Annotated in this window: 9 protein-coding genes; 5 read left to right on the top strand and 4 right to left on the bottom strand. The window is 45.8% G+C overall.

Annotated features, from left to right (window positions below; translation table 11 throughout):
• Nucleotides 1–42: 42 nt before the first annotated feature.
• Nucleotides 43–573 (top strand): DUF4136 domain-containing protein, encoded by a 531-nt coding sequence (locus HW45_RS26725; protein ID WP_038231056.1) that lies wholly within the window; start codon nucleotides 43–45, stop codon nucleotides 571–573.
• Nucleotides 574–2084: 1511 nt separating this feature from the next.
• Here the strand turns inward: HW45_RS26725 and HW45_RS26720 are convergent.
• The gene (locus HW45_RS26720; protein WP_038231053.1) at nucleotides 2085–3011 is read right to left on the bottom strand and encodes a D-2-hydroxyacid dehydrogenase; all 927 of its coding nucleotides are present in this window, start codon (nucleotides 3009–3011) and stop codon (nucleotides 2085–2087) included.
• 65 nt (nucleotides 3012–3076) lie between these two features.
• Here HW45_RS26720 and HW45_RS26715 point away from each other — a divergent pair, with 65 nt between their 5' ends.
• Both HW45_RS26715 and greB read left to right on the top strand, forming a co-directional pair.
• Nucleotides 3077–3664 (top strand): YjaG family protein, encoded by a 588-nt coding sequence (locus tag HW45_RS26715; RefSeq protein WP_006071293.1) that lies wholly within the window; start codon nucleotides 3077–3079, stop codon nucleotides 3662–3664.
• 376 nt (nucleotides 3665–4040) lie between these two features.
• Nucleotides 4041–4526 (top strand): transcription elongation factor GreB, encoded by a 486-nt coding sequence (greB, locus tag HW45_RS26710; protein WP_038231051.1) that lies wholly within the window; start codon nucleotides 4041–4043, stop codon nucleotides 4524–4526.
• A 61-nt stretch (nucleotides 4527–4587) separates the two neighbouring features.
• Here the strand turns inward: greB and HW45_RS26705 are convergent, their stop codons facing one another.
• Nucleotides 4588–5451: a helix-turn-helix domain-containing protein gene (locus HW45_RS26705; protein ID WP_038231050.1), complete on the bottom strand. Its 864-nt coding sequence runs from the start codon at nucleotides 5449–5451 to the stop codon at nucleotides 4588–4590.
• A gap of 355 nt (nucleotides 5452–5806) precedes the next feature.
• Here HW45_RS26705 and ompR point away from each other — a divergent pair, with 355 nt between their 5' ends.
• Nucleotides 5807–6526, top strand: a complete 720-nt coding sequence (gene ompR, locus HW45_RS26700) for an osmolarity response regulator transcription factor OmpR (protein ID WP_006071277.1) — start codon at nucleotides 5807–5809, stop codon at nucleotides 6524–6526.
• Nucleotides 6527–6619: 93 nt separating this feature from the next.
• Complete coding sequence (gene envZ / locus HW45_RS26695; RefSeq protein ID WP_006071275.1) at nucleotides 6620–7939, top strand: two-component system sensor histidine kinase EnvZ; 1320 nt, start codon at nucleotides 6620–6622, stop codon at nucleotides 7937–7939.
• A 121-nt stretch (nucleotides 7940–8060) separates the two neighbouring features.
• Here the strand turns inward: envZ and recG are convergent, their stop codons facing one another.
• Both recG and HW45_RS26685 read right to left on the bottom strand, forming a co-directional pair.
• The gene (gene recG / locus HW45_RS26690) at nucleotides 8061–10139 is read right to left on the bottom strand and encodes an ATP-dependent DNA helicase RecG (RefSeq protein ID WP_038231049.1); all 2079 of its coding nucleotides are present in this window, start codon (nucleotides 10137–10139) and stop codon (nucleotides 8061–8063) included.
• Between the two features lie 355 nt (nucleotides 10140–10494).
• The gene (locus HW45_RS26685) at nucleotides 10495–11652 is read right to left on the bottom strand and encodes an IS481 family transposase (RefSeq protein WP_038231047.1); all 1158 of its coding nucleotides are present in this window, start codon (nucleotides 11650–11652) and stop codon (nucleotides 10495–10497) included.
• Nucleotides 11653–12073: the final 421 nt, after the last annotated feature.

Genomic DNA, 12073 nt, shown 5'->3' with positions numbered 1-12073 from the left:
TTTGACTAAGCTAAACAGAGGCACTCGTTAAGAGGACTGACTATGTTTAAAGCGGTCATCCCATTCCTTACTTCGCTGTTCTTTCTCATTGGTTGCGCCTCTGATGTGGCGACGGATTACGACTCAAGTACTAACTTCTCAGCATTCAAAACTTATCAATATCAAGAAAACAGTGCAGATCCTGTTAGCCTTGATGGAGCTCGCATCAAAAAAGCGGTCGATAATGAAATGGCATTACGAGGGCTGACGCTGGTGGATAAAGATGCCGATGTGCTGGTGTATTATGACATCCTAGAAGGTACAGAGTTGTTGGCAGACGGGCCAAGTTTTGGTTTCGGTATCGGGTCAGGTGGATACAACAGTGCTTATGGAGTAGGGGTTAGGACGCCAACTCGAGTGAAAGAGAAGAAGTTCGGTAAACTGAGCGTTGAACTTATTGATGCCACGTCGAACGATGTGGTGTGGCGCTCGGTGTCACAGCGCCAATTGACTGAAACCATGGAGCCCGCAGATAGAGATGTGTTTGTGCAAGAGCAGGTGCACAAAATGTTTGAAGAATACCCTAAGAAATAGTTTATCTGTGTTAGGTGGCTTACTACATACGTCATTCCACAGGCTGTGAGTGGTGTGACTGTTTTTTAGTATGACTGATTCACAACTCACGTCATTCCAGCGAAGGCTGGAATCTATTTAAGGCTTGGTGCGTCCGTTGAGAAGACTCCTGCCTACGCAGGAGTGACGACTATCTAGAGTGTGATGAACCAACAGCTTACGTCATTCCACTAGCTGTGAGTGTTGTGACGATTTTTTAGTATAACTGATTCACCACTCACGCCATTCCAGCGAAGGCTGGAATCTATTTAAGGCTTGGTGCGTCCGCTGAGAAGACTCCTGCCTACGCAGGAGTGACGACTATATAGAGTGTGATGAACCAACAGCTTACGTCATTCCACTAGCTGTGAGTGTTGTGACGATTTTTTAGTATGACTGATTCACAACTCACGTCATTCCAGCGAAGGGTGGAATCTATTTGTGGCTTAGTTGCGTGCATTGAGAAGACTCCTGCCTTCGCAGGAGTGACGACTATTTTTAGAGTGATGGACCAACAGCTTATGTCATTCCACTAGCTGTGGGTGTTGTGACGATTTTTTAGTGTGACTAATTCTCAACTCACGTCATTCCAGCGAAGGCTGGAATCTATTTGAGGCTTAGTGCGTGCATTGAGAAGACTCCTGCCTTTGCAGGAGTGACGACTATTTTGAGTGTGATGAACCAACAGCTTACGTCATTCCACTAGCTGTGAGTGTTGTGATGATTTTTTAGTATTACTAATTCTCAACTCACGTCATTCCAGCGAAGGCTGGAATCTATTTGTGGCTTAGTTGCGTGCATTGAGAAGACTCCTGCCTTCGCAGGAGTGACGACTATTTTTAGAGTGATGGACCAACAGCTTTTGTCATTCCACTAGCTGTGGGTGTTGTGACGATTTTTTAGTGTGACTAATTCTCAACTCACGTCATTCCAGCGAAGGCTGGAATCTATTTGAGGCTTAGTGCGTGCATTGAGAAGACTCCTGCCTTCGCAGGAGTGACGACTATTTTGAGTGTGATGAACCAACAGCTTACGTCATTCCACTAGCTGTGAGTGTTGTGATGATTTTTTAGTATTACTAATTCTCAACTCACGTCATTCCAGCGAAGGCTGGAATCTATTTGAGGCTTAGTGCGTGCGTTGAGAAGACTCCTGCCTTCGCAGGTGTGACGACTATTTTGAGTCTGATGGACCAACAGCTTATGTCATTCCGGCGAAGGCTGGAATCTGTTTGAGGCTTGGTGCGTGCTTTGAGAAGACTCCTGCCTTCGCAGGAGTGACGACTATTTTTAGAGTGATGGACCAACAGCTTATGTCATTCCACTAGCTGTGGGTGTTGTGACGATTTTTTAGTGTGACTAATTCTCAACTCACGTCATTCCAGCGAAGGCTGGAATCTATTTGAGGCTTAGTGCGTGCGTTGAGAAGACTCCTGCCTTCGCAGGAGTGACAACTTTTTGAGAATGATGCTTGATAAAACTAAAGCACCCCCCTTAATACCCACGCTCAAAATCCACCAAATTCTGCAACTGAAACCCATCACGCCAGCGCAAATAGTTCTCGGCAAAAATCTCGACCACTTGCTCAGGAAAACTGATTGCAGCAATGTGTGGGGTTACGGTGACATTTGGGTTGTGCCAGTAAGGGCACTCTTGAGAAATAGGCTCGTTGATAAATACGTCCAAGAAAGCATGGACCAAGTGACCTTTATCCAGCGCACTAAGCAGGGCATTACTATCAACGGTTTGGCCTCTACCAACATTGAAGAATAAAGCATGACGGCAGGCTGCAAAGAGTTGTTCGTTGAACAGTCCATTTGTCGTCGGGGTGTTGGGCAAGGTATTGACGATAATATCAGCTTGCTCCAGCGCTTTTTCTGCTTCATTGATATGAAAAGTTTCTGCAAACGCACTTTGGCGAGGAGGAATGCCGGTGCGATTCACACCGACAGGCACAATGCCCAGTACCTTGACGGTATTCGCCAGATGACTACCAATCGCACCCGTACCAAAAATCACCATACGTTTGCCAATCAGCGATTGATAGCTGTGTGGCTGCCAATCACGTTTTTGCTGCTGTTGTTTATAGAGATCGAAATGACGGAAGTAACTGATGGCGTAACCCAGCACATACTCACTGATCTGCTGACCAAAAATGCCTTTTACGTTAGTGAGTTTGTAGTCTTTACGCAGAGATTCGCCAAGTAAGGCATCAATACCAGCATAGGTAGATTGAACCCACTGTAACTGCTCAGCATTATCGAGTTCGGAAGCAAGCTTTGGCGGCGCTGCCAGCACAATAGTGGCATTACTCAACTCAGAGATAATCTCCAAATCAGGCAATTGTTTTGCTTCGAGCAGTGGCAGGTAGTGTTCATTGTTGTCCGTCACAAGTGCTAAGCGATGCTTTTGCGTCGTCATTTCTGGCTATTCCCTATCCGTTTGGTTACACTTCCGCAGACTATATTCACTACGGCAGAGCGACCATGTTAAAGAACCCTATTCAGGTACGTATCGAAAAATTTGAGCCTTGGCAGCATATCACTTTTATGACCTGTTTGTGCGAGCGTATGTACCCCAACTTCGCTATGTTCTGTGAGCAAACCGAGTTTGCTGAAGCGCGCGTGTACCGCAATATTTTGGATGCAGTATGGGAACTGCTAACGGTGAAAACCGCCAAAATCAACTTCGAAAAGCAGCTTGAAAAGCTAGAAGAGGTCATTCCGAACTCAGAAGATTTCGATATCTACGGCGTCTATCCAGCGATTGATGCGTGTTTTGCCTTATCGACTCTATTGCATGGTTTGCTCGATCGTGATTACTTACTGGAATCAACGCTTAAGATCAGTCAACAGTCTGTCGCGACTGTGGCTCAGCTTGAACAAGCAGAAACCGGTGTGGAAATCACCAATGAGAACCAAAAAGAAAACGAAGCTGTGTGTGAAGAGTGGGATGTTCAGTGGGCTATTTTCCGTCCACTACGTGATTGCACTGAGCGTGATATAGAGCTGATTAAAGATCTTCGCCTTGAGCTTAAGGAAGAGGGAGTCAGTAACATTGGTGTAAGTATCTAGCGTACGCCTTCAGGATAGAAAAGTGCGTTCTCAGGTAAGTTTTCCACGACCAATCTGAGAACGACCAAACTAAACTCAATACCTTCTCGTTTTAATCAAAAAAACTCGTCTTGCCAAACAACGTGTAAATATCCGGCTCTCATTTACCCCAAAACATGGTTCTTATTGATGACTCTCCCATGGCCATTCAACTCTTGAGAGAGGGTGTGTACCGTCTTGTCTGGCAGAGAGAATGAACCGATTAAAACGGTGCGTTGAGGATTTACTATCATTTCAGCAATTCGTTGGTGTACAAGGTGAGAGGATTTTGGGTTCATACAAAGTCAAATAGTTCGTTATAATCTCTCAGCAGCAGTTGCTATTAATAGAGAGCAAAATGAAGACCAAATTGATCACGCGTGAAGGCTACAACAAACTGAAACAAGAACATGACTACCTCTGGAATGAGCGACGTCCTGAAGTCACTAAGATAGTGACGTGGGCGGCGAGTTTAGGTGATCGCTCTGAAAACGCAGACTATACCTTCAATAAGCGTTTGCTTCGCCAAATCGATCGCCGTGTTCGCTTTCTGCGCAAGTTCTTACCTGAGGTCACCATCGTTGATTATTCACCTCAACAAGAAGGGAAGGTCTTTTTCGGTGCCTGGGTGGAGATTGAAAATGAAGAAGGTGAAACCATGCATTTCCGGATTGTTGGTCCCGAAGAGATTTACGGTGATGCAAAAGGTTATATATCGATTGATTCTCCGATGGCGAGGGCGCTGCTAAAAAAACAAGTGGATGATGAGGTAGTGGTGAAGACCCCTCAAGGAGATAGAGAGTGGTTTATTAACTCCATTACTTACCAACAGCACTCTGAATAAATAGAGCGATTTGAGCTCCTAAAGTGGTATTTCTTTGAGAGCTCAAATTGCGTGCTGTGATTTATGACAGAGCTAACTCGTCCGTTTTGTGTGTGGGTGCTGAGCGGCGGTTACGTTGAATCTTCTGATGATGGCTTAGTAACGTTAGGATTCGCCCTTCATCGTGAATTTGGTCGAAAAACGGATTGGCGGCTAGCGTGTCGACTTGGCATTCATACACAGTAATATGACCGCTTTGGTACTTTTCAGGAATATAGATATCCGAGATCAGAGTTTTAGCATAAGGCTTGATCGCGGTGATCAATAAGGTTTTACCTTCAAACAGCTCACACGCGTAGTTATGCACTAATCGATGCAAGTCTTTATTAAGCGCCACATAGCTAAGTAGGCAGTTCTGCCCGTTAATATCCTTACCATGCACAATATGGCCAACCACCGCGTCCCGGTGCTTAGCAAGAACTACGTTGATTTCTTGAATGGACATGACGTCTATTAGTTCTTGAAACGTGATAAAGCGATAGTGCTCTTGCGCGTAGACGATTTGTTCTCGATAGAGCTCTGGCAGATTATCCCAACGATAGTTTTCATATGTATCAATCGTATAAGGGTAGAGCGTGTCAAACCCTCTAAAGAAGTCGTCATATTTTTCGACCCCTTGAATGATACGACGTTCATCTTCTGAATAATGGTAACTTTGCTGGAAAAACGTAGCGACCCCGATTCGGCGCATCAATGAAGGCTGTCCGTTGCCATGTTCCCACTTACTGAGCATTGGCTGGTTTATCCCTTGAAATGCTCGATGGGACAAGCTCAGCGCTTCAACCAGTTCCAATTGAGACATGCCATTAAAATTGCGCCAATACTTCAGTGCTTGTGCGAAGTTATCGCGTGAAAACGGACTCTCTGATTGTGCTTCAAATGTCATAATCTCTCCTTGAGCTCGATAAACTAGTGATAGTTTACTTAGGTTATATGACATGGGCTTGGTGGGGCGCACAAAAGCATATTTTAAAACGTTACAAAGGGTTAGTAGACGTTGAATAGTTAGCGTACAGGTTAACGAAGTTGCAGCAAGTAAAATTAGGCAACATTAGATATACATCACTTATATCACTTAGAGCAGTGACGAATGTGTCTGATATGAGCCATAATTAATAAACGTTAACAATTCTCTGCGCAATTATTGGCCATGAAATGTTACATTTAGTGCAGATACTCTTCTGACACACTTTTTGTTGACGGAGGGGTCGGTAAATTGCTTTTTAGTGGTGGAATCGAATATGCAAGAAAATCACAAGATTTTAGTTGTTGATGATGATGCACGTCTACGTGCATTACTAGAGCGTTACTTATCAGAGCAAGGATTCCAAGTACGCAGTGTTGCTAACAGTGAGCAGATGGACCGCCTGTTAACCCGTGAAAACTTTCACCTTATGGTATTGGATTTAATGCTACCAGGTGAAGATGGCCTGTCGATTTGTCGTCGTTTACGTAACGCCAACAACATGTTGCCGATTCTGATGCTGACAGCCAAAGGTGATGAAGTTGACCGTATTGTCGGCCTAGAGGTCGGTGCGGATGACTATCTACCGAAACCATTTAATCCTCGTGAGCTACTTGCTCGCATTAAAGCGGTATTACGTCGTCAAACTATTGAAGCTCCTGGCGCGCCAAGCCAAGAAGAGTCAGTGGTTGAGTTCGGTGATTTCCGTTTGAACCTTGGTACACGTGAAATGTTCCGTGGTGAAGAGGCAATGCCTCTAACATCTGGTGAATTTGCAGTACTAAAAGCCTTGGTGACCAACGCACGTGAGCCGATGTCCCGTGATAAGCTGATGAACATGGCTCGTGGTCGTGAGTACTCGGCAATGGAACGTTCTATCGACGTACAGATTTCTCGTCTGCGTCGTATGCTGGAAATCGACCCAAGCAAACCTCGCTACATTCAAACTGTGTGGGGTCTAGGTTATGTGTTTGTGCCGGACGGCAAAGAAGCATAATCAGAAATGTCGATAAGGCTCTGGATGGATTCAGGGCCTTTTGTTTATTATCTACCTCAGATTCTTCTCATCTTCGCTCTCTAAGGAAAACCTATGCGATTTCGTAGCTCCTTCACGCAATCCATTCTGCTGTTTTTTACACTCTTGATTGCTAGCCAAGTTTTTTCTTATTACGCCGTGTACAACTACGCTCTTGTACCTAGTTTGCAGCAGTTCAATAAGATACTGGCGCATGAGCTATCGTTTTTCTTGGAAGACAATGAAGCGATTGATGAGCAGCTTGAAATGGATGCTCCTTTACGCCGACGTGTATTGGAGCAGTTGGGTGTCACTATTCATGCTGATGACAGCGCGATGGCGAACGAGTTTAACCATGCGATGCCTATCGACCTGATGAGCGAGGAGATGAGTGATGAACTGGATTCAAAAACTGAAGTTAGGCTGATTCTTGGAGCTGAAAGCTACATCCTCTGGATGAAGATAGATGCACTGCCCAACTCGTTGATACGCATTCCGCTGTCAGAGTTGCAGGAAGAAGACTTTGCGCCGCTGTTTAGAAATAGCTTGATTATGGCTCTATTGGTGATTGCGGGTGGCTGGCTATTCATCCGCTTGCAAAACCGGCCACTTACCGCACTCGAAAATGCCGCCAACTTGGTGGGTAAAGGGGAAATCCCGCCACCTTTACCTGAGAAGGGTGCGTCTGAGATTCGCTCGGTTACGCGTGCCTTTAACCAAATGGCAAAAGGTATTCAAGAGCTTGAGCAAGACCGTACCTTATTAATGGCGGGCATCAGCCATGATATTCGCACCCCATTAACGCGAATTCGCCTTGCGACAGAAATGATGTCGCCCGAAGACAGCTATTTAGCAGAGGGCATCATCAGCGACACTGAAGAGTGTAATGAAATCATTGGCCAGTTTATGGATTACCTAAAACCGGTAAATACTCAGTCATTTGAACCGATGAGCCTAAATGACATTTCTTCTGATATTGTCTCATCGGAAGGCGGATATGAGATCCAGATAGAATATGCCCCAATGGCAACTATCAAAGATATTGAAGGCAGTCCAATTGCGATTAAACGTGCGATTACCAACTTGGTGGTTAATGCGGTTCGTTACGGCAATGGTTGGGTGAAAGTCACCACAGGTATGACTGCGGACAACAAACTGGCTTGGGTCACTATTGAAGATAATGGTCCTGGTATCGAAGAGAGCCAAATAGGTCGTCTATTCGAACCTTTCACACGAGGTGATACCGCACGAGGCAGTGAAGGGACAGGTCTAGGGCTGGCGATTGTGAAGCGGATTATTAGTCAGCATCACGGCTCAGTGAGTATTTCGAATCGCAGTGCTGGTGGACTGAAGGCACAAGTAAGTTTCCCTGTAGCTAAGAATGGTTTGAGGTAGAGGACTTCTAGGTTGTGCAGAAGGTTTGCTTTACGTAAGCGGCGTGCTGAAGAAGATCCCCTTTTTCAAGGGGATGACGGCGTTATTTTGTAGAGTGGCGATGATATAGAGAGCAGGCGTCTTATGCTTTGGCGTAAAACTCTCTGTCTCCTAACCAGCGATCAATAATTTTCTTGGCATTCTCGGGGTACTGTTCGTGCACATGTCGCGCAATTCGTTGAACTTCCGGTACTAATCTTTGGTCCCGCACTAAATCAGCAATCTTAAAGTCAGCCAGCCCAGTTTGTTTGGTGCCAAGTAGCTCACCTGGGCCACGAATCTCCAGATCTTTTTGCGCAATAACAAAGCCGTCATTACTTTCCCTCAGTACGCCTAAGCGCTTCTGAGCAGTTTTAGAGAGTGGGGAGTGATACAACAGCACACAATGACTTGCCACGCTACCACGGCCAACACGGCCCCGTAACTGATGCAATTGAGCTAGACCAAGGCGCTCTGGGTTTTCGATGATCATTAAACTGGAGTTAGGGACATCCACACCGACCTCAATGACGGTGGTTGCAACCAGAAGGTGCAGCTCGTTATTTTTAAACTGCTTCATCACTTGTTGTTTTTCAGCTGGCTTCATTCGACCATGAACTAAACCGATTTTAAGATCAGGCAGTTTACGTTGCAGATCTTCGGCGGTCTCAGCGGCGGCTTGTGCTTCTAATACCTCTGATTCATCGATTAATGTACAAACCCAATACGCTTGTTTGCCCTCGTGTAAGCAAGCATTTTTGACACGCTCAATGATGTCGTCGCGTTTTGTATCTGGAATGGCGACGGTTTGAATTGGTGTTCTTCCTGGTGGCAGTTCGTCGATTACTGAGGTCTCCAAGTCGGCATATGCCGTCATGGCTAAGGTTCTTGGGATCGGTGTGGCCGTCATAATTAACTGATGAGGGTAGAAACCTTGTTTAGCGCCTTTCTCACGCAGCTCTAAGCGCTGGTGGACACCAAAGCGATGTTGCTCATCAATAATAACCAACGCAAGGTTGTGAAAATCAACCGACTCTTGGAATAGGGCGTGCGTCCCTACGACCATCTGAGCTTCGCCGCTGGCAATACGTGCCAACTCCGCTTCCTTAGCTTTGCCTTTTTGTTTTCCTGATAACCAACCAACCTGTATCCCCATGGCTTCAAACCAACCTGCAAAGTTGATGGCATGCTGTTCGGCAAGTAATTCGGTCGGTGCCATCATAGCCACTTGATAGCCATGTTCTATCGCACGAACAGCAGCGAGCGCGGCTACCAAGGTTTTACCAGAACCCACATCACCCTGAACTAGGCGCATCATAGGAATAGGTTTAGCAAGGTCAGTTTCGATTTCTTGCACCACTCTTGATTGCGCACCTGTAGGGGAAAAAGGTAGTTGCTCAAGTAGCTGATTTTTTAGCTTTTCAACAGGCGCTAAGCCAATGGCTGCATCTTGTTGACCTTTATGGCGTACCGCAAGCATAGAAAGGTTTTGTGCCATCAGCTCTTCAATAATCAGTCGCTGCTGAGCTGGGTGCTTACCTTCATCAAAGTCGTCCAAGTTAATCGTTGGTGGTGGACGATGGATAGTGTGTAGCGCCTCGGCGAGGGTAATTTGTTGGTTATAAAGACCGCTTGGAAGCAACTCGTCTACTGCTGCTTTGTCCATGAGCTCAAGAGCTTGGTCAGTGAGGTTACGCAGTGTGAGCTGCCTTAATCCTTCTGTAGTTGGGTAAACCGGGGTTAAGGTTTGCTCTAGCTTTGGCGCTTTACCTTCGGTTTGAAATTTGTACTCTGGATGGATGATCTCAAGACCATGGTTGCCACGCTTAACTTCACCATAAGCGACAATAAGGCGACCTTCAGAGAAGTTATTCTTCATTGCTGCGGTAAAATTGAAGAAGCGTAGTGTAATAGTACCGTTGCCATCGCTTACTTTAACCGTCAACATCTTGCGACGCCCGAAAGCCACATCACTACTCATGACTTTCCCTTGCACCGATCCCCAAAGACCAGGATGCAAACGAACGATCGGGTAGATACGAGTACGATCTTCATAACGGTGAGGTAAGTGAAACAGTAAATCTTGAACCGAGTGTAAGCCGACTTTCGCCAGTTTTTCAGCGACTTTAGCTCCTACGCCAGAAAGCGAAGAAAGAGAAATTGCCGATAACAGCTGAGCCATATTTACCATCCATCAAAATGTTATATGCAGATATTCAAGCATTTTACTGTCTTTTTGTACAGTTTTTAGCAAGGTATTGTACATTGAGTTTGAGGCGCATAAATCGGAATAGTCTTATGCGTTGAATCCAAAGCGCTCGTCATTCCAGCGCATGCAGGAACCTTCTCAAGATAGGGTGCACGCGTTAAGTAGACCCCTGCCTTCGCAGGGGTGACGTATAAATTGGCTTAGTTTTACGCGCTGAATCCAAAACGAGCGTCATTCCTGCGTTGGCAGGAATCTTCTCAAGGTAGAGTGCACGCGTGTACTGATGGCCACATCGGTAACACTTTAAACCGGCCACATGGGTAACACCCTATGTTGGCCGAATGACTCTCCCAACAACTTCATCTACGATCCCTAGTCTCATTTCTCCGAACCGAAGCAACCAACATCGATTATCTACATATTCCAAACTGACATACTCGCCTAATAGTCTTCTGGTGACATAAATAGCTTGCCCATTAAGTTTAATATAGCCACCAAATTTCACCTTTCTGACTTCATGTTCACTAGGGTATTCCAGGGGAGGTAATTGGTTGGGGAACGGTCGAGGAGACTTTATATAAACATCCGCAGGACATTTCCCTAATCCAAGAGATTGATGAGGACGTTCCTCATTGTATTGCGACTTAAAGCGATTGAGAGCACGTTGCTGAGCCGATAAATTGCCCTTCGGTGGTTTGGCTACTTCTGCCTTCAAGGTTCTATGCATCCTTTCATGCCGACCATTCTGTTGCGGGCAGCCAGCCTTAATTCTTTCAGGATAAATACCAAGGCGAACTAGCCAGATTGATAGCGGCGTTAGTCCTCCTAAAGTCACACAGGCAAATGGCCAGCCATTGTCCGTTCGAATCATTTTAGGTAGGCCATATTCTCGAAAAGCGGCTTCATAGGCAACTTGTACAGCGGGTAGTTTGGTGTTGTAAAGCCCCATACAAACCAATAGCATACGACTGAAATTATCAGTAAGAGTAAGTGGATAGCACCACCTATCGTTACCCATCTTAAACTGACCTTTAAAGTCTGCGCTCCAAACATCGTTTGGCTCTATCGCATGAGCACGCGGCTGAGTTTGAGGTGGCGTCGTGAGTCTTCTTCGTTTAGGTCTTACAAGGTTATGGCGCTTGAGGATTTCACCAATTGTACTTGGAGCAGGCCAATGTTGAGAATGGTCTGCACGATAAAGGGAGGAGTGAATTTTGACCGGCCCCCAATTTGGATATCGAACTTTCAAATCAAGTATCCGCTTTATAATCCACTCGGGAGTTTGATTGGAATGAGTATGCCTAGCTCTACTCAAATCAGCTAAACCACTCACTCCCTGCTCGCGGAAACGGTTGATCCATTTATAGCCTGTTTTACGAGCTATGCCATAACGCTGGCACCGCTCACTAATAGAAAATCGATGGCTAAGCCAATCTTCAATGAAAAGTTCTCTCTGGCTCATGATACAAGTCTCTTTCCATGGCATAAGCTTCTCCTCTTCGAAGCTTACACATTAGCACTTGTTACCCATGTGCCCGGTTAGAACTGTTACCTATGAGTCCGGTCAATACCCGCGTTAAGTAGACCCCTGCCTTCGCAGGGGTGACGATTAAATTGGGGTATTCTTATGCGTGGAATCCAAAGTGCTCGTCATTCCTGCGCATGCAGGAATCTTCTCAAGATAGGGTGCACGCGTTAAGTAGACCCCTGCCTTCGCAGGGGTGACGTATAAATTGGCTTAGTTTTACGCGCTGAATCCAAAACGAGCGTCATTCCTGCGTTGGCAGGAATCTTCTCAAGGTAGAGTGCACGCGTTAAGTAGACCCCTGCCTTCGCCGGGGTGACGATTAAATTGGGGTATTTTTATCCGTTGAATCCAAAGTGCTCGTCATTCCTGCGTAGGCAGG

Source organism: Vibrio sp. ER1A (genome assembly GCF_000733315.1).
GTDB lineage: Bacteria > Pseudomonadota > Gammaproteobacteria > Enterobacterales > Vibrionaceae > Vibrio > Vibrio mediterranei.
Note: the sequence above shows the minus strand (reverse complement) of the source record. Positions and strands in the feature narration are given on the sequence as shown.